The organism is Nonomuraea sp. NPDC050404, from assembly GCF_040655495.1.
Classification (GTDB): Bacteria; Actinomycetota; Actinomycetes; order Streptosporangiales; family Streptosporangiaceae; genus Nonomuraea.
In genome coordinates this window covers 300,399-324,998 of sequence record NZ_JBFAKB010000014.1, presented here as the reverse complement: position 1 = coordinate 324,998, position 24,600 = coordinate 300,399, and the positions used below count along the sequence as shown (strand labels likewise).

The following is a 24,600-nucleotide window of genomic DNA, read 5'->3' as shown; positions in this document are numbered from 1 at the left end:
GACACCGAGTAAACGGATGCATCGCTTTCCTCACCGGATGCCCAATAACAGTGCTTCTTACACCTTTAGAAAAGGGCGGTTTCCTCTTCTTCAGGCCGTCGGGGCGGATCGGCAACCTGCGCTCCCAGTGCACGTGGTCGTCGTTCGCCAGCGCCGACTCGTCGATCTCCACCCCCCACCCCGGCCGGTCGGGACGCAGCTCCAGGTACCCGTCCACCGGCAGGTAGGGATCGGGGCACCAGGTGGTCTCGCACGGCTTGTACTCCACCAGCTTGAGCCCGTGATGAGCCGCGCCGAAATGCAGGTTGACCGCCGTCGCCAGCGGCCCCATTGGGTTGTGCGGGGCCACGCTCGCGTAGTGCGTCTCCGCGATCGTGGCGATCCTGCGCATCTGCGCCAGACCGCCCACCACGCACACGTCCGGCTGCACGATGTCCGCGCCGCCCGCCGTCAGCAGGGCCAGGAAGTCCTGCGGCAGGAACAACGACTCCCCGGTGGCCAGCGGCACGTCGAGCTGCGAGCGCAGATGCCCCCAGGCCGGGATGTACTCGGGCCTGATCGGCTCCTCGAACCACAGCGGATCGTACGGGGCCAGCGCGTTGCCGAGCTGGATCGCCTGACGCGGCTCGAAGATCCGGGCGTGCGCCTCGAACGCGAACTCCCACTCCGGCGGATGGATCGCACGGATCTCGGCGAAGTAGTCGGCCGCCTCCTTGACCACGTTGCCCCACCGGCCCGCGTACAGGTCGCGCCGGTAGGGGCTGAGCTTGAAGGCGGTGAAGCCGTAGCGGTCGTTCATCTCCTGGGTGAGGTCGCGGCAGGCGGCCGGGTCGGGCGCGGTGTAGACGCCGCAGTAGACGGGCACGCGGTCGCGTACGTTGCCGCCCAGCAACATGTACACCGGCAGCCCCGCCGCCTTGCCCGAGATGTCCCAGAGCGCCTGGTCGATGGCGGCGATGGCGGCCAGCCCGATCGCCCCCGGCGGGAAGCGCGCCTCCTGCAGCAGCCGCCGCACCACGTACTCCACCCGCCGCGGATCCACGCCCTCGATCTGCCGGAACATGTACTCCAGCACCGGGATCAGCGCGTGGTCGGGCCCGTGGTTGTAGGCCTCGCCCCAGCCGGAGATCCCCTCGTCGGTCTCCACCTTCACCAGCAGCCGCGGACGCTCGTCCACCCGCTGCATGTACGTCCTCAGTGCGATGATCTTCATGCCGCTCCCTTCCAAGCCGCCAGAATCGTGGCCACCTCGTCCCGTACGGCGGCCGGCAGCGCCCGGCTGGGCGGCCGCACCTCGCGCCGGCAGAGCCCGAGCTGCGCCAGCGCCTCCTTGACCACCGCCACGTTGTCGGCCGAGGCGTCCGCGCCGCGCAGTTCCTCGAACCGCCTGATCAGCTCCCACACCTCCATGGCCGCGCCGTAGTCGCCGGCCCGCAGCGCGTCGCGCAGCCGCAGCGTCAGCTCCGGCGCCGCGGTGACCAGCCCGGAGGTGAACCCGCGGGCCCCCACCGCCCAGTACGCCGGCGTGTACGGCTCCGCCAGCCCGCACAACCACGCGAACCGGTCGAGCCCCGCGTCCCGGGCAACCGAGGCGAACCTCACCGGATCGGGCACCGCGTACTTGACCCCGACGACGTTCGGGCACGCCTCTCCCAGCCGCCCGATCTCCGCACCGGTGATGCGCGGGCTGCGGACGTAGGGCACCACACCCAGGTCGGGCACCGCCTCGGCGATCTGCCGGTGGTAGTCCACCCAGCCGTCGGCCGCCACGTACGGGTGCACCGGCTGGTGCACCATCACCATGCGCACGCCGAGGTCGCCGGCGTGCCGGGCGGACTCGGCGGCCGTGAAGGCGTCCAGTCCGACCCCGGCCAGCACGGCCGCGTCGTCGCCCACCGCGGCGACGGTGGACTCCAGGACCTGGCGCCGCTCGGCGGGGGTCAGCGCGTAGAACTCGCCGGTGTTGCCGTTGGGCGTGATCACGTTGACGCCGGCGTCCACGAGCCGGCGCACCAGCCTGGCGTTGGCGTCGAGATCGATCCCGCCGCCCGCGTCGAAGGGCGTCACGGTGACGGCCGCGACGTCGTTCAGCAGTTCAGTCAGGGAAGGCATACGGTCAACCTCTGCTCTCGGCGGGGATGTTCTCGTTCAGCGGCCGGATCTTCACCACGAACCCGTAGATCAGCGTGCCCAGGATGGCCATCGCCCCGGCGAACAACATCGGGCCCGTGTAGGAGTTGCCGCTCAGCGTCAGGAAGAACCCGATGAGGATCGGGCTGATGATGTTGCCGATCTGCGAGCCGAAGTTCTGGAAGCCCGCGATCGACCCGACCACCGACGCCGAGGGGGCGACCTCGGCCGGCAGGCTGAGGATGGCGGCGCCGGCGAAGGAGTGGGCGCAGTTGCTGATCGACAGCAGCACCATGACGGCCACGTTGCCGTCCACGAACACGGTCAGCGCGATCGTCGAGGCCAGCAACATGCCGGTGATGATGGGCAGCTTGCGGGCCCGGGAGATGGGCACGCCGCGGCGTACCAGCCAGTCGGAGTACCAGCCGCCCGCGATCGTGGCGCCCACGCCGAGCAGGGAGGGGATGGCGCCGAACACGCCCAGCTCCAGGATCGTGAAGTTCCTGTCCTCGACCAGGTAGCTCGGGTACCAGGTGAGGAAGAACGCGCCGGTCGCCGAGCGGCAGATGTAGCCGAACACCAGGCCCCACACCGTGGGGTAACGCAGCAGCTCCCGCCAGCGCACGCGCTGCCCGGTCTCGGGCACGGCCGCGTCGCCGCCCTCGATGTAGTCGAGCTCGGCCTGCGAGATGCGCGGATGTTCCTGCGGCGAGCGGTAGATCTTCCACCAGCCGATCACCCACACCATGCCGACCAGGCCGATCACGACGAAGGCGGCCCGCCAGCCGAAGCCGGCGATCAGCGCGGTGACGACCGGCACGGACAGGGCCACGCCGATCTGCTGGCCGGTGTCGAACACGCTGGAGGCCAGCGCCCGCTCCCTGCGCGGGAACCAGGCGGAGACCACCTTGATGTTGGCCGGCTGCACCGGAGCCTCGCCCATGCCGAGGCCGAGCCGAGTGACCAGCAGCGTGCCGACGCCCTGCGCCAGGGCCGTCGCGGCGGTCCACAACGACCACCACACGACGGCGATGGGATAGATGAGGCGCGGGCCGAAACGGTCGAGCAGCCATCCGGAGGGGAGCTGGAAGATCGCGTAGGTCCAGAAGAACGAGCTGAGCAGGATCCCTTTCATGGTCTGGTCGAAGCCCAGGTCGTCCTGCATGTAGGTGCTGGCGACGCTGAGTGCGGAGCGGTCGAGGTAGGCGATGGCCAGGCCGAGGCCCGACAACGTGATGATCGACCAGCGGAGCCGGGACCGTGCGCGTCGCGCCGTCGCGGGCACGGCCGGGGTGGGTTTTGCGGAGTTAGACTGCATTCGAGCTCCAGGCTGCAGGTCAGTGCAGTGGCATGCCGGACCGCCGGCTCGCGTGCCCGCCGGCCGCCGCGCCAACGGCGTACCGGTGGGGACCCGTCCGGTCCGGGTGTGAAAGTGAACGGAGCCGTCTGTCCGGTGTGGCCCGTTGCCGCGGGCCGCACCGGATGGCTCCTCCCGGTTCTGGTCTCCTTCGTCGTGAGGGTTCCGAAGTCCTAATTCACGCGACTGTAACCGAAATATCGGTCATATACGAGATGCGATGTACGATATCTTTCAACCATGAGTGAGGTCATCGCGTCTTTTGCCGCCCAGCCGAGGTCACTGTCCTCGCGGGGCACCGTCGTCCTGGAGGCGATCAAGCACGCGATCCTGACCGGCGCGCTCCCGCCGGGCCGCCAGCTCGTCGAGACCGAGCTCGCCCAGCAGCTCGGGGTGTCGAAGACGCCCGTACGCGAGGCGCTCAAGACGCTGGCGGGCGCCGGGCTGGTGACCATGAGCGAGTACAAGGGCGCCACCGTGCGCACGGTCGACAACGCGCTGATGGAGTGGGTCTACGACCTGCGCCTGCTGCTCGAACCCGAGGCGGTCACCCGCACGGTCGAGCGCCGCGCCGACCTGACCCCGGCCGCCGACGCGCTGCGCCGCGCGGACGAGTCCGCCGACCGGGCCGACCGCAGCCTGGCCAACCGCGACTTCCACCGCGCCCTCTACGCCGGCTGCGGCAACCCCCTGCTCGTCAGCACCCTCGACTCGCTGCGCGACCAGACCGCGCTGATCTCCGCCGCCGCCTGGGAACGGGTGCCCACCTGGGAGGCCGAGGCCGACGAGCACCGCGAGATCCTCCGGGCCGCCCAGTCCGGCTCGGCCACCGAGGCCGCCGGGCTGCTGCGCGCACACGTGTGCGGCTTCGTCGAGCGCGTCAAGGAGAGCGGCGGCCTGTAACCCCGCGACCCGCGGCGGGCCGGACGGACCACAGGGTTTGTGATCCACATCTCAGCGCGCCACTGCCCGGGACCGTGACCCCCGCCTTTCCCTAGCATGATCAACGATCATCACTGAGGGGGAGTTCGGTGTCTGGGCAGGAACGCGTACGGGCCATTCTGGAGACCCGTCTCGCGCAGCGGGCGATCATCCTGGTCATCGTCGTCAACGCGATCACCATCGGCTGCGAGACCAGCGAGTACCTGATGGACCGGGCCGGCGGTCTGCTGCACGCCATCGACCGGATCGCGCTGGTCGTCTTCACGGTGGAACTGGCCGCCCGCCTGTACGCCTACCGCGGGGCGTTCTTCAGGGACCCCTGGAACTGGTTCGACACGATCATCGTGGCCGTCGCCCTCATCCCCGCCTCGGGGCCGACGTCGGTGCTGCGCGCCCTGCGCATCCTGCGGGCGCTGCGCCTGGTCTCGGCGGTGCCCAGCATGCGCCGCGTGGTCGGCGCGCTGCTGGCCGCGGTGCCCGGCATGGCCTCCATCATCGGGCTGCTGCTCCTGATGATCTACATCGCGGCGGTCATCGCGACCAAGTTGTTCGGCGACATCGTGCCGGAACGCTTCGACGAACTGCCGCGCTCGTTGTTCACCCTGTTCCAGATCATGACCGGCGACGACTGGGGGAACGTCGCCCAGGAGGTCATGGTGGAGAAGCCGTGGGCGTGGATCTTCTTCATCGTCTACATCCTGATGTCCACGTTCGTGGCGCTGAACCTGTTCATCGCGGTCGTGGTCAACGCCATGAACGACCTCGACCACACCGAAGGCCGCACCGAAACCTCCGAGCCCAGCGAGCTGGAGGCCGTCAAGCGGGAACTCGCCGCGGTGAACGCCAAGCTGGACCAGCTTCTTATGCGCGAGCGCTCCGAGGAACTCCGCTCCGGGGCCGATCGTTGACGCGGCGGCACACAAAATCGATCTTCGTTCGACAGGGAGAACAGAGCCGTGGTCTTCAAGAGGATGCTGGGTGCGTTCGGCGTCGGCGCGCCTTCGGTGGACACCGTCCTGTCCACGCCGCGTACCCGGCCGGGCGGCACGCTCGCGGGTGAGGTACGGCTCAAGGGCGGCGACTTCGACGCCGAGATCGAGCACGTCACCCTCGGTCTGGTGGCGCGGGTGGAAATCGAGCACGGGGACGGTGAGGGCGCCGGGCTCAGCCAGTTCGGCAGCGCCCGGGTCTCCGGGCCCTTCAAGCTGGGCAAGGGCGAGGAACGCACGATCGACTTCCAGATCCCGGTGCCGTGGGAGGCGCCGATCAGCGAGATCTCCGGCCGGCCGCTGACCGGCATGGCGGTCGGCGTGCGGACCGAACTGGCCATCGCCAAGGCCGTGGACAAGGGCGACCTGGACATGGTGGCCGTGGAGCCGCTGCCGTCGCAGCTGCGGATCCTGGAGTCGTTCCTGCAGCTCGGGTTCGCCTTCAAGTCGGCCGACCTGGAGGCGGGGCGGTTGTACGGCGTGCAGCAGGAGCTGCCGTTCTACCAGGAGATCGAGTTCTACCCGACCGGGCACTACGCCGGCCGGGTGGGTGAGGTCGAGGTGACGTTCGTGGCCGACCCGGCCGGGCTGGCCGTCGTCCTGGAGGCCGACAAACGCAGCGGCCGCTACTCCTCCAACGACGCCATCGGCCGCTTCCACGTCAGCCACGAGGACGCCCTGCACACGGACTGGGCGGGTGAGCTGGGCCGCTGGCTCGACAGCCTCTCCCAGTTCGGCCACCAGGGTGGCGGCTTCGGCCACCACGACAACCACGGCGGCTACGGCCACCACGACGACCACGGCCACCATGGTCATCACGGCGGTGGGGCCGGGATGGGCATGGTGGTCGCCGCGGGCGCAGCCGGCGTCGTGGGTGGCCTTGTGGCCGGTGAAGTGATCGAGGAGGTCGTGGAGGAGTTCTTCGAGGACGAGGGCGACGAGGGCTGATCCGCCGACCGCGCCTCGCCCGCCGACCGCGCCTCACCCCCTGACCGCGCCTCGCTCGCCGGCCCCGCCGACCGGGCGAGGCGCGCGTCCAGGTGAACTCCGCCGGCCCCGCCGTCAGCACCCGCTCGCGTGCCGTCGGCGGGCCGGTGGCCAGCGGGTCAGCGGAATCGGCGGGTCAGCGTAACCGGCGGGCCGACGGGATCGGCGGGTCAGTGGAATCGGCGGGTCGGCGGACTCGGCGGCGGGCCGATCAGATCATCGGTTTAGGTGTTTGCGGTTCTTGCGCCCTCTGCCGCCGTAGATGCCCGCCGTCAGCGACACCCCCAGCGCCGCCAGCCCCACCTGGATGGCCAGCTCGATCCAGTCGATGCCCGAGGTGTCCGCCACCCCCAGCAAGGCCGCGAACACGGTGCCGACCAGCGCCGCGACCACGCCGATCACGATGGTGAGCCAGATGGGGATGCGCTGTCGCCCAGGGATCACGAGCCGTCCCAGAGCGCCGATGACGATGCCGATGAAGAGGCCGGAGATGATGCCGGTGATTTCCACGCTACGTCTCCCGAAGGTCGGCGTTTCATCCGTTCACCAGGCCCAACGATCGACCGCACCCGCAGGTTTCCCGGCAGGTCAACCGGCGAGGAAGCCGCCGGAGGCGTCGATGTCCGTGCCGATCACGGCCGTCGCGTCGTCGGATGCCAGCCACATGACCACGCGCGCCATCTCCTGCGGCTGCACGATGCGCCTGACCGGGTAGTCCTGCGCGATCTCCTCGTACGTCATGCCGAACGCCTCCGCCGCCCGCCGCAACATCGGCGTGTCCACGGCCCCGGGCGCGAAGGCGTTGACGCGGATGTTCCTGGCGGCGTACTCAAGGGCGGCGACCTTGGTCAGCGACGCGACCGCGTGCTTGCTCGCGTTGTACGGCGCGATCGTCGCGAAGCCCACCTCGGCCGAGATGGAGGCCGTGTTGACGATGATCCCCGCCCCCTGCCGCAGCATGTGCGGGATCTCGTACTTCATCGCCAGGAACACCCCGGCCGCGTTGGTCCGCCAGACGAGCTCGAAGTCGGCGAGGCTCTGCTCGTGCAGCGGCGCCGCCTTCGGGCTCTCGACGCCGGCGTTGTTGAGCGCGATGTCGATCCGCCCGTACCGGCGTACACACTCGGCCACCAGCGCCCGCACGTCGGCCTCGTCGGTCACGTCGGCCCGCCGGTAGCCGGCCTCGCCCCCGAAGTCCCTGATCGCCCGCTCGTGCCGGCGGCCGAGCTCCTCGCGCCGCCCGCAGAAGAACACCTTAGCGCCCTCCCGCGCGAACTCGTACGCCGTGGCCTGGCCGATGCCGGACGTCGCCCCGGTGATCAGCACGACCTTGCCGGCGAAGCGCCCCTCGCGGTCGGCCCTGCCGGTCGAGGGGCGGGGCGGGTTCTGGGTGTTGGCCAGCGCGGCGGGGGCGGCGAACGCCCCGGCCGCGAGCGCCATCGTGGTGCCGGTGGTCAGGATCGTCCGCCTGGACGGTCGCGGCTCTCGCGTCATGGACTGTTCCCATCTGCTCTCGGTTGGGCTCCATGCTCGGCCGAGGTCCGGGAAAGCGTCCAATACCTGCCGCTATAACCGCCGGCTATGGTTCAGGGGTCGACCGGCAGCCGCCGGGCGGCGATGCCGGCCCAGCCCAGACCGACCGCGGTGATCATGAGCACGCCGCCGGCCCCCATGCCGGCCGCCACCAGTCCCGCCGTACCGGGCAACAGCAACTGGCCGGTACGGTTGCCGACCAGCCGCAACGACATCGCGCGCCCGCGCAGTCCGGGCGGCGCAGACTCGGCCAGCCACGACATGGTCATCGGCTGCCCCACCCCCAGGCCGAAGCCGAGCACGATCAGCACGGCGGCCAGCAACCACAGCGGCATCGGCAGCGGGGTGACCAGCATGGCCGCCGCCGCCACGACCGTGCTGGTGACCAGCAGCCTGCGCCGCCCGAAGGCGCGCGACAGGCGGCCGAGGAAGAAGCGCGAGACCATGGAGGCCAGGCCGCGGATGGTCAGCAGGAGGCCGATGGTGCCCGCGGTGAGCCCGTGCTCGGTGCCCAGGGCCGGCAGGTAGACGAGCGTGATGTCCACGGCCGCCAGCACCACGCAGCTCGTGAGCAGGGCGTAGGCGAGCCCGGGGCGGCGCAGGAGCGACCGGATGCCGCCGGCCGCCTCCCGGTCCTTGGCCTCCGGGCGAGGGCTGCGGGGCAGCAGCGCCGACAGCGCCACGAGCAGCACCGCCAGCCCGCAGGACCACGCGAAGATGCCGCCGGTGTCGGGGATGGCCTGCGCGCCGCCGAACGCGGAGATCAGCACGGGCCCCGCCGCCTGGCCCAGGGAGGCGGCGAAGGTGTAGCGGCCGAACGCGGTGTCGTGGTCGCCGCGCGCGGTGGTGTTGGCGACCAGCGCCTGCTGGGCGATGACGCAGCCCAGGTGGCCGGTGCCGAGCAGGATTCCGGCCGTGATCAGCCCGGGAATGGTGTGCCCCAGCGTGAGGAAGGCCGCGCCGGCGGCGGTGAGCGTGAGCGCGCCCGCCACGGCCATGCGCCGCTCGCCGTACCGGTCGGCCGCGTGCCCGGCGGGCAGCGCCAGCAGCAGCGGCGCGATCGCGAAGCTCGCGCCCAGCAGTCCCAGCCACGCCGAGGGGACGCCCAGCTCGATCGCCCGGTACGACATCGTCGGCCGCAGCACGAACGTCACCACCTGCGTGAACACCGCATGCGCCAGCAGCACGGCCACCGCGTACCGCCGGCGTCGCGGCTCAGACATCGGGGCCGCCGCTCGCGTACTCGGTCAGAGATCGCCGGCGGACGGCGGGGGAGGGGAGGTCGCCCATTTTCGTCCTGTCTAGCTGGAAATGCCCGTTATAACCTACAACAGCGGAAGATCCACCCAGGAGCCGGGTGGTACGGGCGCAACCCTGCAATCGGTCTGCAAGTCACGAGAAAGTGTCAGAAATAGGTTGACTTCCTGCCCGACGAAGCCGACCTCAGGGAGCCTGACGTAACCAGCACGACTGTGTGGAGTGAGCTGCGCATGACCTCCACGCCCCGGTTGTCCGTCTCGATCTCGCCGCACCTCACGGTCCTGGCCTGGATCACCGACGCCCTCGCGGGCCGCCGCCGCGGCCTGCCCGGCCCGTGGCGCGAGTCCATCGCCTCGCGCGTGGGCCCCTCAGGCCATCGGGCGGTACGCCCGTTCGCCGCCCCCGGCCATTCCGTTGGCCCCGACTGCCTCGTCCCGCACGCCCCCGTGGGCGGCGACGTCTCCGTACAGGACCAGATCAGCGCCCTGCGCGACCTTCCGCCCGACCGGCTGCTCGCCGACCTGGAGCAGGCGTTCGGCCCGGGGCCGCTGCCCGTGCACTGGCGCTCGGCCGCCGACCGGCCCGCCGCCTGGCTGAACGGCTACGCGGGCGCGCTCCACGACGTCTGGCTGAGCGCCGAGCCGGTGTGGCGGCGCGCCCGCGCCCTGCTGGACAGGGAGGTACGGCGGGTCGGCGTGGCCGGCGTGCGCGGCGGCACCCAAGCGCTGCTCGGCTCGCTCAACCGGCGCATCGGCCACGACGGGCGCGGCCTGCTCATCGCCGACATCGAGCCCAGCGTGTACGACCTCGGCGAGCGGCGGATCGTCCTGGTCCCGATGCTGGCGGGCAGGGACGCGGTCATCCTGAGCCTGGACAACCGGGATGCGGTGTGGATCGCGTACCCGGTGCCCGGCGCGGACACGTTGTGGCGCGAGCCCGCGGCCCCGGCGCACGACGAGTTGTCGGCGCTGCTGGGCCCGGTACGTGCCGACGTGCTCTACGCGATCAGCCGGCCCATGAGCATGAGCATGCTGGCGGCCGGCATGAGGATCGCCCCCAGCAGCATCACTTACCACTGCGACCGGCTGCGCGCCGCCCGGCTCATCACCAAGGAGCGGCGCGGACGTGAGGTCTGGGTGGGGCGCACCCACCGCGCGGACGAACTGGTGGAGCTGTTCCGGCGCTGAAGCCGGAGCGCCCGGCCGTACCGGCGTGACACAAACCTCATCCTCTTGGGTAACCATGACCTGACCCTCTGAGTTCTCGCCCGGTCGTGGACCGTCCCAGCATGCTTGGCGGACAACCACAACCGGGGGGCGGACTCGTGGGATGGATGGCGGCTGCGGGACTGGGCGCCGTCGGGGGAGCGATCATCGAGATTCTCTACGTGTGGAGTTCTCTGACGGCGTGGCAGCAGGCCCGCAGGAAGGTCAGGCAGAAGAAGCGCGGGAAGATGCCGCGGCTGAGCGAATATCTGGATCCGGTCGCCGACTCTCTCGTGGCCGTGACCAGGCTGGCCCTGGGGGCGGCGGCCTGCCTGCTGTTCAAGGACCAGATCACCGGCAGCATGGCGGCCATCGCCGTCGGCGCCTCCGCTCCCGCGCTGCTGCGCCAGGTCGGCACGTTGCGCAGCCTGCGGGGGATGCCCGCGGCTGAGCCGCCCGCGGCCGGTCCGGCGCGTGATCCGCAGGAAGCGACGCCGTGAAAGGCCGCACGCTGGGACAGCGTTACTGGCACGCCCTCATCGACAGCAGGCCCTTCGAGGCCGACGAGCGGATGGTGCGCTCCTATCGGGGAGCGAGCCTGTGGCAGCGCTACCGCGCCGAACTCCTGGGCCTGCCGCCACCGCCCCCGTCTCAGGCCCCCAACACGGCCCGGTCTTCGGCCCCGACCACAGCCCCGGGTACGGCCTCGACTACGGTCACGGGCGCGGGCACGGCTCTGACTGCGGCCACGGCACCAGCGACGGCCCCGGTCACGGGGGTGCGGCGGCGGCGCAGGCGTGGGGCATGGGGTTTGACCTTCAACGTCGCCGTGGCCATGTCGGTGACCGCCCTGGCGTTCATGGTCGGCGTCGCCGTGTTCCGCCTGCCGGACCCGCAGGTCGCCGGGCAGGGCAACACGACGGCCTCACCGGCGACGACGCCCTCCGAGCGGCGCCTCTACCGCGACACCATGCGCCTGCCCGTCCCGGAGGCCGCCGGCCGTACCGACTACTGGAAGCTGACGCCCGTCGGCGCGTCCCGCTCCGGCGCGGCCGAGGCGGACTTCGCCGTGGCCGGTGAGGGGTCACGGATATACGTGGACGGCACACGCACCTTCACCAGCGCCTCCCTCGCCAACTGCCTCGCGGGCGCGCCGCCCGCCACGGGCACGGGCAAGCGCTGGAGCCGGCTTGCGCAGCCGTACTGCATCCGGACCCGCCCCGGCGAGGTCGCGTACGTGAGCTTCGGCGAACCGGCCGGCGGGACGGTGACGGTCCGCATCGACCTCTGGGCCGTGCGCTGACCACTCAGAACGTCACCAGCGGCTCACCCACGAAGTCGGCGATGAAGTTGACGAAGAAGAAGCCGAAGAACAGGAAGTTGAGCACGAGGATCACGTAGTGCCAGGGGCGCGGGCGCGCCGGGCGCGGCAGCTTGCTGTTGAGGTACATCAGCATGAACGGATACAGCAGCGCACCCAGGTTCGACATGTTCGCCGACCACTCCACCAGCCCCACCGGCAGCGACTGGAAGATGATGAACGAGATGATGACCAGCAGCACGATCATGAACGGGTAGTAGAACCGGCGCGGGTCACCCTCGATCAGCCGCCGCAGGCGCGGGCTGGTGGCGTTGGCCGCGTCCGTCGTCACCCGCACCATGGCCTCGAAGATGCCGAGCTGCGTGGAGAACAGGACCAGCACCCCGACCACGAGCGCGACGTAGAAGGCCACCTGCCCGTAGGCGTCGCCGAGCGCGCTGGCCACGAACGTCGGCACGTTCGCCCTGGTCGGCTTCTCACCGCCGGACAACGTGACGGCCTGCGCCATGAGGATCGTGGGCAGCAGCATGCCGAGGATGGCGCCGACGAAGAACACGCCCCACATGTCCACCATGAGCAGCCGGTACCAGCGGCGCCACAGGCCCCGGTTGCGCTCGTCGTCGGGGAAGGTGACCCCGCTGGCCAGCACCGAGGTCCGCTCGCCGCGCAGGCCGGACAGATAACCCACCCGGTAGCCCATGCCGTAGCCCTTGTCGCGGTAGTGGCCCATGATGTACCAGTTCAGGCCGGAGGCCAGCGCGGTGAACCCGGCCAGGGCGCCGAGCTGGGTGGCGGTGATCCCGGCGGGCGGGGCGGCCGGGGTGATGAAGCCGAGGATGCCCTCCCACCACTGGCTGAACGGCACCACGAGCAGGTCCACGGCCAGCAGGGCGAGCAGGATGGTGCCGACCATGATCCAGTTGGCCAGTTCCAGGGTGCGGCTGATGCGGCGGGCGGCGGCGGTGATGAGGAAGACCAGCACCAGCAGGGCGACGCCCCACCAGCGGGGTTCGAGGTTGTCGGCCGCCGGGGGCACGCCGTGGATCAGCGCGTACACGCCCTGTCCCGCCGAGGCGGCCCAGCCGCCCGCGATGAACGCGAAGATGATGATGAGCACCGACAGCGGCACCCACAACATCCATCCGGGTGGCACCCGGCCCCAGCCGACCACCGGAGTCTCGCCGGTCGCGATGACGTATCGGGAGCACTCGACGTTGTAGAAGGTCTGTAGCAGCGCCGACACCACGATGACCCAGCCGACGCCGACGAATCCGTACTGCCCCACGTTGAGGGGGCCGAGCAACCATTCGCCGCTGCCGATCGAGATGCCGAGGGCGATGAGACTCGGGCCGATGGCGTACTTGACGAGTTCTTTGGGGCCGATCTTGGAGACCTTGAAGACCTCCTCAGGCGTGGGCAGATCGGTGACTTCGAGGTCCGGGCGGCTGACTCCGAGTGGGTGCGACATCTCCATGCCTCCTGCCGTTCACAGTGATCCCTAAGTGCGGAGGCATCAAGACCCAAAATGCGGTCCACGAGTCGGCCCGATCAGGCGCCAAAGCGACGAGACGTTCCGGGCGTGGCGTTACACGGCGTTCCGGGATTGACTACGTACAGTGATTTACGCCTGTCACATCGTGACTACAGGGGGAGATCATGAAAGGTAAGTTCATAGCGGCGAGTGGTGCATTCATCACCGCCGCCACGATCGTCGCCATCGCCACGCCGGCCAGCGCCGGAACCGTCAAGTGCGACCTGAGCGTGGCCGACAGCACGCACTCGCTGCGCATCGACGGCTGGGGCGTGTACGCGGGCCGCCGCGACGCCGACGCGTGCGAGGGCCAGCACGACGACAACAACTGGGGCGACAACGGCCACGCCGACGACGGCCACGACGACGGCCACCACGGCGACAACGGCCACTGGAACGGCTGGGGCGGCAACGGCGGCTGGGGCGGAAACGGCAGCTGGGGCGGCAACGGCAGCTGGGGCGGCAACGGCTCTTGGGGCGGCAACGGTCTCTGGGGCGGTAACGGGGCCTGGGGCGGCAACGGTAACTGGGGCGGCAACGGTAGCTGGGGCACCGGCGGCCACGGCCACGACCACGGCCGTTACTGGGGCGTACGGAACGTCAGCGACAGCGGTTGGGGCACGCGCGGCGGCTGGGGCACGCGCGGCGTGGACAGCTACGGCCTGCCCAGCACCCTGCTCGGCCGCTTCTGAGCAACGGCCGGCACGGCATCTGACGGCATCTGATCCGATCGGTTCCCGGATGCCACTCCGGTCCGGTCCCGGGGCACTGTCACGGTGACCCGGGACCTCGTCGGTTGTACACCCCCGCCCCGAGCGGCGAAGCGCACCCCCTGGCACGCGCATGACCCGCCGCCGAGCCCCCGGCCCGGGCGGGCATCACCCACCCGAGCCCCGCGAGACGCCAGCGGGACCGCGAGACAACCGGCGGCCCCGCGAGACGCCCACCCGGGGCCCGCGGGACGGTCAGCGGTCGACGATCTCGTTCTTCCCGATGACCACGACCCCGCCCCGCGTCAGCGCGAACCGCGTGCGGTCGTACTCCAGGTCGAACCCGATCCGGGCACCGTCAGGGATCACCACGTTCTTGTCGATGATCGCCTTGCGCACGATCGCGCCCCGCCCGACCTTCACGTTCTCCATCAGCACCGAGTCCTCCACCAGCGAATGCGAGTGGAGCACCACCTTGGGCGACAGGATGGACTTGAGCGCCGTGCCACCGGAGACGATCACGCCCGGGGACACCAGCGAGTCGATCGCCCGCCCCACCCGGTCACCGTCGTTGTGCACGAACTTGGCCGGCGGCAGCGGGTCGTGCCCGGTGAAGATCGGCCACTTGTCGTTGTAGAGGTTGAACACCGGATGCGCCGAGATGAGGTCCATGTGGGCCTCGTAGTAGGCGTCCAGCGTCCCGACGTCGCGCCAGTAGCCGCGGTCGCGCTCGCTGGAGCCGGGCACGATGTTGTTGGCGAAGTCGTAGACGTCCGCGCCGCCCGACTTGACCAGCATGGGGATGATGTTGCCGCCCAGGTCGTGCTTGCTGGTCGGGTCGAGCGCGTCCTCCCGCAGCGCGTCGATCATCGACTGCGTCTTGAACACGTAGTTGCCCATCGAGGCGTACACCTCGTCGGGGGAGTCGGCCAGCCCCACCGCGTCTTTGGGCTTCTCCCTGAAGGCCACGATCCTGCGGCCCTCGGGGTCGGTCTCGATCACGCCGAACTGGTCGGCCAGCGACAGCGGCTGCCTGATCGCCGCCACCGTCACGTCGGCGCCCGAGTCCTCGTGCTGCTCGACCATCTGCCGCGGATCCATCCGGTAGATGTGGTCGGCCCCGAACACGATCACGTGCTCGGGCATCTCGTCGTAGATCAGGTTCAGATTCTGGAACAGCGCGTCGGCCGAGCCGGAGAACCAGCGTGGCCCGAGCCGCTGCTGCGCGGGAACGGGGGTGACGTAGTTGCCCAGCATCGCCGACAGCCGCCAGGTCTGGGAGACATGCCGGTCGAGGCTGTGGTTCTTGTACTGCGTCAGTACGACGATCTTCAGGAAGCCGCCGTTCGCCAGGTTGGACAGCACAAAGTCGATCAGCCGATACATCCCCCCGAACGGCACCGCCGGTTTCGCCCGATCCGCCGTGAGCGGCATCAGCCTCTTGCCCTCTCCACCTGCCAGCACAACCGCAAGTACCCTCCGGGACCTCATGTCCAGGACGCTACCCTCAAATGGCCGATCTATCGACGAAACCCCGCAGCGTGAACCTCCTTCGTGTCCGGATTTGGGGCTCAATGTACGAACGGACGCCGCCGATATCGGCTAACTCCCGTGCGAGTCGATCGTTGGTGCAAAACTTGCGCCCCGCGAAGGACCGCCGTACACGGGCGGCCGTATGGTCTTCTCATGCGTGTTGATCTGCTCAGCCGGGAGTATCCCCCCGAGGTGTACGGCGGGGCCGGCGTGCACATGGAATATCTGGCCAGGGAGCTGCGGGCGCTGGCCGACGTGCGGGTGCGCTGCTTCGGGGCCGAGCGCGACGAGCCGGGCGTCGCGGCCTACCGGGTGCCGGGCGGGCTGGCGGAGGCCAACGCCGCGCTGCAGGTGCTCGGCGTGGACCTGGAGATGGCCGCGGCCTGCCAGGGCGCCGACGTCGTGCACTCCCACACCTGGTACGCCAATTTCGCCGGCCACGTCGCCAAGCTGTTGCACGGCGTGCCCCACGTGGTCACCACGCACAGCCTGGAGCCGCTGCGCCCGTGGAAGGCCGAGCAGCTCGGCGGCGGCTACACGATCTCGTCGTGGGCCGAGCGCACCGCCCTGGCCGCCGCCGACGCGGTGATCGCGGTCTCGGAGGGCATGCGGCGCGACGTGCTGGCCGCCTACCCGGAGATCCCGCGCGAGCGGGTCAGCGTGATCCACAACGGCATCGACACCGCCCAGTACGCCCCCGACCGGGACACCGGCGTCCTGGCCAAGCACGGCGTGGACCCCGGCAGGCCGTACGTCGTCTTCGTCGGCCGCATCACCCGCCAGAAGGGCCTGGTCCACCTGCTGCACGCGGCCCGCGCCTTCGACCCGGCGGCGCAGCTCGTGTTGTGCGCGGGCGCGCCGGACACGCCGGAGATCGCGGCCGAGGTGACCGGGCTGGTGCGCGGCCTCGACCGCGACGGGGTGTTCTGGATCCAGGAGATGTTGCCCAAGTCGGAGGTGATCCAGCTCCTGACGCACGCCACGGTGTTCGTGTGCCCGTCGGTCTACGAGCCGATGGGGATCGTGAACCTGGAGGCCATGGCCTGCGAGACGGCCGTGGTGGCGACGGCGACGGGCGGCATCCCCGAGGTGGTGGCCGACGGTGAGACCGGCCTGCTGGTGCCCATCTCGCAGGGGCCCGACGGCACCCCGCACGACCCCGATCGCTTCGCCGCCGACCTGGCCGAGCGCGTCAACGCGCTGCTCGGCGATCCGGAGAAGGCACGCGTGATGGGCGAGGCGGGCCGGGCGCGCGCGATCGACCACTTCTCCTGGGAACGCATCGCCCGGCGCACCCTCGACCTGTACGCCTCGCTGGGGAAGTAACTAGCGCTCTCGTTCGAGCACGACCACCGGAATGTCCCGGTCGGTCTTCTGCTGGTACTCGTCGTACTGCGGCCAGGTGCTCGCCATCACCCGCCACATCTCGGGCTTCTCCCCGGAGGTGGCGGTGCGGGCGCGCGCCCGGAACCTCTCACCCTTGACCTGCACCTCGACCTCAGGGTCGGCCTCCAGGTTCTTGTACCACTGCGGATGGTCAGGAGCGCCCCCATAAGACGCCACCACCAGGTGGTCGCCGCCGAAGGGCTGGTAGATGAGGGGTGTCGTGTAGGGCTTGCCGGAGTTGCGGCCCTTGGTGGTCAGCAGCAGGACGACGGTGTTGTTCCAGTCGTGCCCTTCTGCGCCGTTGGTTTCCTGATAGCGCCGCACATGTTCCTTGCCAAACAGCATGCGGACAGATCTACCCGTCGCCGCCGCGACCTCACCGCCCTCGACGCGCCCTGGACGAGAAGTTACCGTGGCTGGGTGTAAGCGCTTCCACCCTTCGCGTTCCGAAAGCGCTTACACGAAGGGACGGCTCCATGGACGTGACCATCTATGAAGTGGCCAAGCGGGCGGGCGTGTCGATCGCGACCGTGTCCAGGGCCCTGCGCGGCACCGGCCCCGTGGCCGCCAGGACGCGGGAGAAGGTGCTCAAGGCCGTCGAGGAGCTCAACTTCACGCCCAGCCGCCTGGGCGTCAGCCTGGCCGAGGGCCGGCACGCCGCCAACGGCGTCGTCTTCCCCGACCTGGCGGGCCCGTACTACGCCGAGGTCCTGCTCGGCTACGAGGAGGTCGCCTCCGAGCTGGGCCGCTCGGTGATCGTCCTGTCCACGAAGGGCCGCACGAAGGTCAACGACCTGATCAAGGACCTGGCCGGGCGGGTGGACGGCCTGCTGATCTTCGGCCACACCGTGCCGGAGCCGCTGGTCACCGAGCTCGTACGGCTGGGCATGCACCTGGTGTTCGTCTCCCGCGACCCGCTCCCCGGCGCCGACACGCTGCGCAGCGAGAACACCTCGTCGGCGCGGGCCCTGGCCGGGCATCTCCAGGGCCACGGCTACGAACGTTTCGCCTTCCTCGGCGCCCCGCTGACCAGCCGCGACGACGTGGACGAGCGCTGGCAGGGCGTCCACGCGGCGCTCGGCGGCGCGATCGAGGCCGTGGACACCGGCCAGTACACCGTGGAGTGCGGCTTCGAGGCGGCCAGGAAGCTGCTCGCCGGCCGCGGCAGGCCGCGCGCGATCATCTGCTCCGACGACGAGGTGGCGCTGGGCGCGCTGCTGGCCGCGGAGGGACTCGGCCTCGACGTGCCGGGGGAGGTGGCCGTCACCGGCTGGGACGACATCATGGCCGCCCGCCACGCCAGGCCCGCGCTGACCACCGTACGGCAGCCGATGCGTCAGCTCGGCGCCCGCGCCGCCCGCGCCCTGGACGAGCTGATCACCGGGGCCCGCGAGGAACCGAGCCACCTCATCCTGACCACCGAGCTGGTCATCCGCGCCAGTTGCGGTCACCACCCCCAGGAGGTAGAGGCGTGAACATCACCATCCGGCGGGCCGCCGCGGGCGCGCTGGCCCTCGCGATCGCGGCCGCGGGCTGCGGGCGCGCCGCCGACAGGGCGCCCGAGCAGGCGCAGGACGTCACGACCGGCAAGGCCGCGGGGGAGGTCACGGTCTGGGCGATGGGCGAGGAGGGCAAGGCGCTCGGCACGTTCGTCAAGGACTTCGAGGCCGCCAACCCCGGCGTGCAGGTCAACGTGACGGCCATCGGCTGGGACGTGGCACACGACAAGATCACCGCGGCCATCGCGGGCGGCGCCACCCCCGACGTGAGCATGATCGGCTCCACGTGGTCCGGCGAGCTGGCCAAGACCGGCGCGCTGGAGCCGACGCCGGGCAACCTGGTGGACAAGGCGGCCTTCTTCCCCGGCGCGTGGCAGACCGTGGACATCAACGGCACCGCGTACGGCGTCCCCTGGTACGTCGAGACCCGCGTCCTGTACTACCGCACCGACCAGGCGAAGAAGGCCGGGGTTGAACCGCCGCAGACCTGGCGGGAGTTCACCGCGTTCGTCGAGGCGCTCAAGGAGAAGGGCGGCGCGAGCAGCGGCTTCAACCAGAGCTACACCCTCGGCGCGTCCTGGCAGGAGGTGCTGCCGCTGATCTGGCAGGCCGGGGGCGAGATCGTCAAGGACGGCGCGTACACCTTCGACACGCCCGAGGCGGTGACCGCGCTCAAGCAGTACGAGTCGTTGTTCAGGCAGAAGCTGGCCCCCACCGACACGCCCGCGAACGCCTTCCCGCAGACCTTCATCAAGGGCTCGGTCGGCGGCTTCTTCTCGGGGCCGTGGATGATCGGCGTGCTCAACAACGACGGCGGCCCGGAGTTCAAGGACAAGTTCGACGTCGCTCCCTACCCCAAGGGCCCGGTGTCGGCGACGAGCTTCGTCGGCGGGGCGGACATGGCGGTGTTCAAGAAGGCGAAGAACCGCGACGCGGCCTGGACGTTCATCAAATGGCTGAGCGAGCCGAAGGTGCAGGCCAAGTGGTACACCACGGTCAAGGCGCTGCCCGCGGTGCAGGCGGCCTGGCAGGAGCCCGAGCTGAGCGCCGACCAGCAGCTCGCGGTCTTCGGCGAGCAGCTCAAGGACGCCAAGACGCCGCCGCCGTTCCCCACCTGGGAGCAGGTGGCCAGGGTGCTGGAGGCCGAGCTGGAGAAGCTGGCCCGCGGCCGGTCCACGCCCGAGCAGACGGCCAAGGCGATCCAGTCTCAGGCCGCCACGATCGGCACCGGCCTCTGACCCGCCATGGCGGTGACGACGAGAGTACGGATCGGCGGCGTCTTACGCGCGTCGGGCGTCGGCTGGCTGTTCATCACGCCGTTCGTGGTGCTGTTCGCGGTGTTCTACCTCGGGCCGCTGCTCGTCGGCATCGGCATGAGCTTCACCGACCTGCGCAGCACCGACGTGGCCGACCCGCTGGCCGTCAACGTGGTCGGGGCCGAGAACTACCTGCGGCTGATGAACGACGGCGCCATGCGCAGGGCGGCGCTCAACACCGTCGTGTTCGTGCTCACCGCGCTGCCCCTGACGATCGGGATCGGGCTGGCCGCCGCCGTGCTGCTCAACTCGGGCATCGCCCGCCTGCCCGCCGCGTTCTTCCGGCTCGGCTACTACCTGCCCACCATCACCAGCATCATCGGCGTCGCCGTGGCCTGGAAGTTCCTGCTGGAGCCGGAGGCGGGGCTGGTCAACCGGCTGCTGGAGCTGATCGGCGTGCAGGGGCCGAACTGGCTGGAGAACGAGAGCACCGCGCTGGGCTCGATCATCGTGATGACGGCCTGGCGCAGCTTCGGCTTCGACATGGTGGTGCTGCTGGCCGCCCTGCAGACCATCCCGAGGGAGTTGTACGAGGCCGCCGAGGTGGACGGCGCCGGCCGCTGGGCCCGCTTCCACTCGGTGACCCTGCCCGCGCTGCGGCCCGTGTTGTTGTTCTGCACGGTCTACACCTCGGTCGGCTTCATGCAGTTCCTGGAGGAGCCGCTGGTCATGACCAGGGGAGGGCCGCTGAACGCCACGCTGTCGGCCTCGCTGGCCATCTTCGGCCAGTTCGGCGTCGGCAACTACGGCTACGCCGGCGCCGCCTCGACCGTGCTGTTCACGGTCATCGTGGCGCTGGCCGTGTTGCAACTGCGGCTGGGGAGGCGGCGATGAGGCGATGAGGCGTACCCGCCGCCAGCGCGCGGTGATCTACCTCGGGCTCTCGCTCGGGCTGGCGCTGGTCGCCGGGCCGTTCCTGTGGACGGCGCTCGGCTCGTTCAAGCCGGAACGGGAGATCAGGCGCGACCCGCCCACGTTCTGGCCCGAGACGTGGACGCTGGGCAACTTCGCCGAGCTGTTCGAGCGCGTCGACCTCGGCACCGCGTTCGTCAACAGCACGCTCATCGCGCTCGTGCTCGTCGCCACCAACCTGCTGTTCTGCTCCATGGCCGGCTACGCCTTCGCCAAGCTGCCCTTCCGCGGCAAGAACCTGGCCTTCACCCTCGTGCTCATGCAGCTGGCGATCCCGGCGATCGTGCTCGTGATGCCGCAGTTCGTGCTGATCGCCAGGCTCGGCCTGGTGAACACGTTCGCCGGCATCATCCTGCCGGCCGTGGTGGCGCCGCTGGGCGTGTTCATGATGCGGCAGTTCATCTCCGACCTGCCCGACGAGCTGATCGACGCGGCCCGGGTGGACGGCGCCAGGGAACTGCGCATCTTCTTCACGATCGTCCTGCCGCTGTGCGGTCCGCCGCTGGCCACGCTGGGGCTGATCACGTTCCTCGGCTCGTGGAACAACTTCCTCTGGCCGGCCGTGGTCGCGCAGAGCGAGGACATGTACACCCTGCCCGTCGCGCTGAACATCCTCAACGGCAACGAGGGCACCCACTACAACCTGCTGGTCGCCGGGTCGGTCGTGGTGATCGCGCCGATCCTGTTCCTGTTCGTCTTCCTGCAGCGCTTCTTCATCCAGGGCATCGCCACCACCGGCCTCAAGTAAGCCTCGAACAAGAGGAGCACCCCATGCGCAAGACGGTCCTGACCGCATCACTCGTGTTGTCCTTAGCCGTGCCGGCCACCCCCGCGCTCGCCGGGGACGGCACCCTGCACCGCTACGCCAGGGACACCTGGCGGTCGATGGCCGCCATGGTCGAGCCCGCCACCGGCCTGCCCGCCGACAAGGTGACCGGCGACCTGACCACCAGGGCCAAGATCACCTCACCCACCAACATCGGCACGTACCTGTGGAGCACGCTCGTCGCCCGCGACCTGCGCCTGATCACCGCCCGCGACGCCGCCGCCAGGACCGGCAGGGTGCTGGACGCCCTGGCCAAAATGGAGCGCAACGCTCCCACCGGCCAGTACTACAACTGGTACGACCCGGCCACCCTCCAGCTCGCCACCGCCTTCCCCGACTCGGGCGACCCCATCCACCCGTTCGCCTCCAGCGTGGACAACGGCTGGCTCGCCAGCGCCCTCATGATGGTCCGCAACGCCATCCCCGCCACCGCGAAACAGGCCAACGCCCTGCTGACCTCGATGGACTTCACCGCGTACTACGACCCGGCGGCCCGCCCCGACGCCGGCACCGGCCTGCTGCGCGGCGGCTTCTGGCCCGAGCCGCCGCCCAGGGACTGCAACACCCCCACCGACTACGCCGGCACCGGCGTGACCGTCTACTCCACCTGCCACCACTACGGCGCCCCCGCCGAGACGCGCATCGGCCAGTACATCGGCATCGCGCTCGGCCAGCTCCCGCCCGAGAGCTACTTCGGCCCCTACCGCACCTTTCCCGACAACGCCTGCGACTTCGGCTGGCAGGAGCAGAAGCCCGTCGGGGAGTGGCAGCGGCACCTGGGCGTCAACGTCTGGGAGGGCACCTACGAGTACCGCGGCATGCGGTACGTCCCCGTCTGGGGCGGCTCGATGTTCGAGGCCCTCATGCCCGACCTGGTGGTCCCCGAGTCCACGTGGGCACGCAAGAGCTGGGGCCGCAACCACCCCGTCTTCGTCCGCGGCCAGATCGAGCACGGCCTGAAGGAGGCCAAGTACGGCTACTGGGGCTTCTCCCCGTCCAACGACCCGCACGGCGGCTACAACGTCTACGGCGTGGACCAGCTCGGCATGGACGAACCCGGCTACCCCTCCGACCGCGAACGCACCAGCGTCGACCCCGGCTACGAGGGCTGCCGCCCCGCCCAGCCGCTGCCCGAGACGTGGGGGGACGGCGTGGTCACGCCGCACGCCAGCTTCCTGGCCCTCCCGTACGCCAAGTCCGCCGCCCTGGACAACCTGGCCAAGCTCCGCCGCGACTTCGACGCCTACGGCCCCGGCGGCTTCTACGACGCGATCGCGGTCCGCTCGGGTGTCGTGTCCAAGTGGTACCTCGCGCTCGACCAGGGCATGGCCATGGCCGCCCTGGGCAACGTCCTCACGGACGGCAACCTGCACCGCTACTTCGCCGCCTCCGGCGTGGCGGACCGGCTGCGGCCGGTGATGCGTCTCGAAGAATGGAAGGTCGGATGAATCAGGCACCCATCGGCCTGCGCGCGATCCCCGGAGCGGGGCATGTCACGCTGACCTGGGACCCCGTCCCCGGTGCGATCGGCTACCTCGTGCACAGGGACGGCGCGCGGGCCGTGCCGCCGGAGGTGGATGTGCCCGCGGTGCCGTCCTGCCGGTTCGTGGACACCGGCCATGGGGCGGCCCGCTACACCGTGGCGGCGCTCACTCCCGAGCAGGGGCCCTTCTCGGAGCCCGTCGAGGCCGCGCCGCTGGCCGCCGTTGACGGCGCCGCGGTCATGGTGGAGGTGGACGCGCGGCGGGTGACGCGGGAGTTGCCGCGGCCGTGGGCGTACATGGTGGGCTCCGAGCATCTGTCCCTGCTGCTCAGCACCGACGAGACCGGCGGCCGGCCGATCGGTGAGGAGCTGGCGGGTGCGCTGCGCATGGTGCGTGACCAGCTCGGTGCCGAGACCGTCAGGGCGCATGCCATCCTCGGCGACGACCTCGGGGTTTACCGGCACGGCGCGGTCTACGACTTCTCCGGCGTGGACGCCGTCTACGATCGGGTCGTCTCGCTGGGGCTGCGGCCCGTTGTGGAGCTCGGGTACATGCCCCGCGAACTGGCCGCCGACCCGTCCATGACGGTGTTCGAGTACGAGGCCGTGATCTCGCCGCCCAAGGACTACGAGGCGTGGGGAGATCTCGTACGGGCCCTCGTCGAGCACCTGGCCACCAGGTACGGCATCCACGAGCTGGTCGACCACTGGTCCTTCGAGGTCTGGAACGAGCCCAACCTGGAGGTCTTCTGGTCCGGCACCCGGGAGGAGTACCTCCTCCTCTACGACGTCACCGCCGCCGCCGTGAAGAACGTGCACCCGGACCTGCGCGTCGGCGGCCCCGCCTCGGCCGCCGGCGGCTGGGTGGAGGAACTGCTCGCCCACGTCGCCGAATCGGGGGCGGCGCTCGACTTCGTCTCCACCCACACCTACGGCAACGCCCCGCTCGACTGGCGGCCCGTTCTGGCCCGGTACGGGCGTGACGTGCCGATCTGGTGGACCGAGTGGGGTCCCACGCCGACCCACTTCCACGGCATCGGCGACGGGCCGTACGGGGCCGCGTTCGTGTTGCACGGCATGAAGTCGGCCGCCGGCCGGATCGCCGCGCTGTCGCACTGGGTGGCCTCCGACCACTTCGAGGAGCTGGGCAGGCCGCCCAGGCTCTTCCACGGCGGGTTCGGCCTGCTGACCGTCGGCAACCTGCGCAAGCCGCGCTTCCACGCGCTCGCCCTGGCCCACCGGCTGGGCGAGGAGGAGCTGGCGGCCTCGGTGACGGGCGACGTGGCGGGCGTCGAGGCGTGGGCCGCCAGGCATGACGACGGCCGGATCGGCGTGCTGATCTGGAACGGCACCCTCAACAGCGCCCAGGCCGCCGGAGCTCCCGAGCTGGCCCGTACCGTCACGCTCACCATCGACGGCCTGGAGCGCGGCACGTACACGCTCACCCACCATCGCATCGACCACGGCCACAGCGACGTGCGGGCGGCCTGGGAGGCGATGGGCGGCGGCGACTGGCCGACCGGCGAGCAGTGGGTGGCGCTGCGCGCGGCCGACGCCCTCGACCAGCTCACCGCGCCCGCCGCCATCACGGGTCCCACCCACACCCTGACCTTCGACCTGCCGATGCCGGGCGTCTCATACGTGGAAATGACACGCTAAGTGACGGTCCTGTACGCGGAC

23 protein-coding genes are annotated in these 24,600 nt (G+C 70.4%); 14 read left to right on the top strand and 9 right to left on the bottom strand.

Translation table 11 applies throughout. The features are described 5' to 3' along the window. From AB0I81_RS35755 to AB0I81_RS35745, 3 genes are all read right to left on the bottom strand, one after another. Window positions 1-1,213: mandelate racemase/muconate lactonizing enzyme family protein (locus AB0I81_RS35755; RefSeq protein ID WP_360666070.1), on the bottom strand; the 1,213-nt coding region annotated here is incomplete at its 3' end. Further along, a complete protein-coding gene (locus AB0I81_RS35750) occupies window positions 1,210-2,112 on the bottom strand; it encodes a dihydrodipicolinate synthase family protein (RefSeq protein ID WP_360666067.1) in 903 nt (300 codons plus the stop codon). The genes AB0I81_RS35755 and AB0I81_RS35750, both read right to left, overlap by 4 nt. Window positions 2,113-2,116: 4 nt before the next feature. After that, a complete protein-coding gene (locus tag AB0I81_RS35745; protein ID WP_360666064.1) occupies window positions 2,117-3,448 on the bottom strand; it encodes an MFS transporter in 1,332 nt (443 codons plus the stop codon). 279 nt (window positions 3,449-3,727) lie between these two features. On the opposite strand from AB0I81_RS35745, the gene AB0I81_RS35740 reads away from it, so the two are divergent. The 3 genes from AB0I81_RS35740 to AB0I81_RS35730 all read left to right on the top strand — a co-directional run bounded on the left by AB0I81_RS35740 (window position 3,728) and on the right by AB0I81_RS35730 (window position 6,366). Further along, on the top strand, window positions 3,728-4,390 hold the full coding sequence (locus tag AB0I81_RS35740) for a GntR family transcriptional regulator (RefSeq protein ID WP_360666061.1): 663 nt from the start codon (window positions 3,728-3,730) through the stop codon (window positions 4,388-4,390). A gap of 128 nt (window positions 4,391-4,518) precedes the next feature. Then, entirely contained in the window at window positions 4,519-5,337 is an 819-nt protein-coding gene (locus AB0I81_RS35735; RefSeq protein ID WP_360666058.1) for an ion transporter, read from the top strand. A 48-nt stretch (window positions 5,338-5,385) separates the two neighbouring features. Continuing rightward, window positions 5,386-6,366, top strand: coding sequence for a sporulation protein (locus AB0I81_RS35730; RefSeq protein ID WP_360666055.1), 981 nt, complete (start codon window positions 5,386-5,388; stop codon window positions 6,364-6,366). 255 nt (window positions 6,367-6,621) lie between these two features. Here the strand turns inward: AB0I81_RS35730 and AB0I81_RS35725 are convergent, their stop codons facing one another. The 3 genes from AB0I81_RS35725 to AB0I81_RS35715 form a co-directional block, all read right to left on the bottom strand. Then, window positions 6,622-6,915, bottom strand: coding sequence for a GlsB/YeaQ/YmgE family stress response membrane protein (locus AB0I81_RS35725; RefSeq protein WP_360666052.1), 294 nt, complete (start codon window positions 6,913-6,915; stop codon window positions 6,622-6,624). Window positions 6,916-6,993: 78 nt separating this feature from the next. After that, complete coding sequence (locus AB0I81_RS35720) at window positions 6,994-7,899, bottom strand: SDR family oxidoreductase (RefSeq protein ID WP_360666050.1); 906 nt, start codon at window positions 7,897-7,899, stop codon at window positions 6,994-6,996. Between the two features lie 92 nt (window positions 7,900-7,991). Continuing rightward, complete coding sequence (locus AB0I81_RS35715; RefSeq protein ID WP_360666047.1) at window positions 7,992-9,161, bottom strand: MFS transporter; 1,170 nt, start codon at window positions 9,159-9,161, stop codon at window positions 7,992-7,994. A 267-nt stretch (window positions 9,162-9,428) separates the two neighbouring features. On the opposite strand from AB0I81_RS35715, the gene AB0I81_RS35710 reads away from it, so the two are divergent. From AB0I81_RS35710 to AB0I81_RS35700, 3 genes are all read left to right on the top strand, one after another. After that, window positions 9,429-10,385, top strand: a complete 957-nt coding sequence (locus AB0I81_RS35710; RefSeq protein ID WP_360666044.1) for a winged helix-turn-helix domain-containing protein — start codon at window positions 9,429-9,431, stop codon at window positions 10,383-10,385. A 146-nt stretch (window positions 10,386-10,531) separates the two neighbouring features. Beyond that, on the top strand, window positions 10,532-10,903 hold the full coding sequence (locus tag AB0I81_RS35705; RefSeq protein ID WP_360666041.1) for a hypothetical protein: 372 nt from the start codon (window positions 10,532-10,534) through the stop codon (window positions 10,901-10,903). Next, window positions 10,900-11,706, top strand: coding sequence for a hypothetical protein (locus AB0I81_RS35700; protein ID WP_360666038.1), 807 nt, complete (start codon window positions 10,900-10,902; stop codon window positions 11,704-11,706). The genes AB0I81_RS35705 and AB0I81_RS35700 overlap by 4 nt, the downstream gene beginning before the upstream one ends. A 4-nt stretch (window positions 11,707-11,710) precedes the next feature. On the opposite strand, the gene AB0I81_RS35695 is transcribed toward AB0I81_RS35700, so the two are convergent. After that, complete coding sequence (locus tag AB0I81_RS35695; protein ID WP_360666035.1) at window positions 11,711-13,192, bottom strand: Nramp family divalent metal transporter; 1,482 nt, start codon at window positions 13,190-13,192, stop codon at window positions 11,711-11,713. Between the two features lie 188 nt (window positions 13,193-13,380). On the opposite strand from AB0I81_RS35695, the gene AB0I81_RS35690 reads away from it, so the two are divergent. Beyond that, window positions 13,381-13,947 carry a hypothetical protein gene (locus AB0I81_RS35690; RefSeq protein WP_360666033.1) on the top strand — a complete coding sequence of 189 codons (567 nt, stop codon included), beginning with the start codon at window positions 13,381-13,383 and terminating at the stop codon, window positions 13,945-13,947. Between the two features lie 273 nt (window positions 13,948-14,220). On the opposite strand, the gene glgC is transcribed toward AB0I81_RS35690, so the two are convergent. Further along, entirely contained in the window at window positions 14,221-15,456 is a 1,236-nt protein-coding gene (glgC, locus tag AB0I81_RS35685; RefSeq protein WP_360666031.1) for a glucose-1-phosphate adenylyltransferase, read from the bottom strand. 195 nt (window positions 15,457-15,651) lie between these two features. On the opposite strand from glgC, the gene glgA reads away from it, so the two are divergent. Beyond that, window positions 15,652-16,824, top strand: coding sequence for a glycogen synthase (glgA, locus tag AB0I81_RS35680; protein WP_360666028.1), 1,173 nt, complete (start codon window positions 15,652-15,654; stop codon window positions 16,822-16,824). Here the strand turns inward: glgA and AB0I81_RS35675 are convergent, their stop codons facing one another. Then, entirely contained in the window at window positions 16,825-17,229 is a 405-nt protein-coding gene (locus tag AB0I81_RS35675; protein ID WP_360666025.1) for a nitroreductase family deazaflavin-dependent oxidoreductase, read from the bottom strand. A gap of 131 nt (window positions 17,230-17,360) precedes the next feature. On the opposite strand from AB0I81_RS35675, the gene AB0I81_RS35670 reads away from it, so the two are divergent. From AB0I81_RS35670 to AB0I81_RS35645, 6 genes are read left to right on the top strand one after another with little or no spacing between them, the layout of a single operon-like run. Next, a complete protein-coding gene (locus AB0I81_RS35670; protein ID WP_360666022.1) occupies window positions 17,361-18,359 on the top strand; it encodes a LacI family DNA-binding transcriptional regulator in 999 nt (332 codons plus the stop codon). After that, window positions 18,356-19,621, top strand: a complete 1,266-nt coding sequence (locus tag AB0I81_RS35665) for a sugar ABC transporter substrate-binding protein (protein WP_360666019.1) — start codon at window positions 18,356-18,358, stop codon at window positions 19,619-19,621. The genes AB0I81_RS35670 and AB0I81_RS35665 overlap by 4 nt, the downstream gene beginning before the upstream one ends. A 12-nt stretch (window positions 19,622-19,633) precedes the next feature. Further along, the gene (locus AB0I81_RS35660) at window positions 19,634-20,533 is read left to right on the top strand and encodes a sugar ABC transporter permease (RefSeq protein WP_360666017.1); all 900 of its coding nucleotides are present in this window, start codon (window positions 19,634-19,636) and stop codon (window positions 20,531-20,533) included. Between the two features lie 4 nt (window positions 20,534-20,537). Next, a complete protein-coding gene (locus AB0I81_RS35655; RefSeq protein WP_360666014.1) occupies window positions 20,538-21,359 on the top strand; it encodes a carbohydrate ABC transporter permease in 822 nt (273 codons plus the stop codon). A 23-nt stretch (window positions 21,360-21,382) separates the two neighbouring features. Then, entirely contained in the window at window positions 21,383-22,885 is a 1,503-nt protein-coding gene (locus AB0I81_RS35650; protein WP_360666011.1) for a glucoamylase family protein, read from the top strand. Further along, window positions 22,882-24,579: a hypothetical protein gene (locus AB0I81_RS35645; protein ID WP_360666008.1), complete on the top strand. Its 1,698-nt coding sequence runs from the start codon at window positions 22,882-22,884 to the stop codon at window positions 24,577-24,579. Before AB0I81_RS35650 ends, AB0I81_RS35645 begins: the two co-directional genes overlap by 4 nt. Window positions 24,580-24,600: the final 21 nt, after the last annotated feature.

What these genes read in the sequence shown, in the direction of transcription:
- glgA (WP_360666028.1), top strand. Translation starts at nt 15,652, where the DNA reads ATGCGTGTTGATCTGCTCAGCCGGGAGTATCCCCCCGAGGTGTACGGC.
- AB0I81_RS35715 (WP_360666047.1), bottom strand. Translation starts at nt 9,161, where the DNA reads ATGTCTGAGCCGCGACGCCGGCGGTACGCGGTGGCCGTGCTGCTGGCG.
- AB0I81_RS35710 (WP_360666044.1), top strand. Translation starts at nt 9,429, where the DNA reads ATGACCTCCACGCCCCGGTTGTCCGTCTCGATCTCGCCGCACCTCACG.
- AB0I81_RS35720 (WP_360666050.1), bottom strand. Translation starts at nt 7,899, where the DNA reads ATGACGCGAGAGCCGCGACCGTCCAGGCGGACGATCCTGACCACCGGC.
- AB0I81_RS35695 (WP_360666035.1), bottom strand. Translation starts at nt 13,192, where the DNA reads ATGTCGCACCCACTCGGAGTCAGCCGCCCGGACCTCGAAGTCACCGAT.
- glgC (WP_360666031.1), bottom strand. Translation starts at nt 15,456, where the DNA reads ATGAGGTCCCGGAGGGTACTTGCGGTTGTGCTGGCAGGTGGAGAGGGC.
- AB0I81_RS35655 (WP_360666014.1), top strand. Translation starts at nt 20,538, where the DNA reads ATGAGGCGTACCCGCCGCCAGCGCGCGGTGATCTACCTCGGGCTCTCG.
- AB0I81_RS35690 (WP_360666033.1), top strand. Translation starts at nt 13,381, where the DNA reads ATGAAAGGTAAGTTCATAGCGGCGAGTGGTGCATTCATCACCGCCGCC.
- AB0I81_RS35740 (WP_360666061.1), top strand. Translation starts at nt 3,728, where the DNA reads ATGAGTGAGGTCATCGCGTCTTTTGCCGCCCAGCCGAGGTCACTGTCC.
- AB0I81_RS35745 (WP_360666064.1), bottom strand. Translation starts at nt 3,448, where the DNA reads ATGCAGTCTAACTCCGCAAAACCCACCCCGGCCGTGCCCGCGACGGCG.
- AB0I81_RS35750 (WP_360666067.1), bottom strand. Translation starts at nt 2,112, where the DNA reads ATGCCTTCCCTGACTGAACTGCTGAACGACGTCGCGGCCGTCACCGTG.
- AB0I81_RS35670 (WP_360666022.1), top strand. Translation starts at nt 17,361, where the DNA reads ATGGACGTGACCATCTATGAAGTGGCCAAGCGGGCGGGCGTGTCGATC.
- AB0I81_RS35675 (WP_360666025.1), bottom strand. Translation starts at nt 17,229, where the DNA reads ATGCTGTTTGGCAAGGAACATGTGCGGCGCTATCAGGAAACCAACGGC.
- AB0I81_RS35650 (WP_360666011.1), top strand. Translation starts at nt 21,383, where the DNA reads ATGCGCAAGACGGTCCTGACCGCATCACTCGTGTTGTCCTTAGCCGTG.
- AB0I81_RS35705 (WP_360666041.1), top strand. Translation starts at nt 10,532, where the DNA reads ATGGCGGCTGCGGGACTGGGCGCCGTCGGGGGAGCGATCATCGAGATT.
- AB0I81_RS35645 (WP_360666008.1), top strand. Translation starts at nt 22,882, where the DNA reads ATGAATCAGGCACCCATCGGCCTGCGCGCGATCCCCGGAGCGGGGCAT.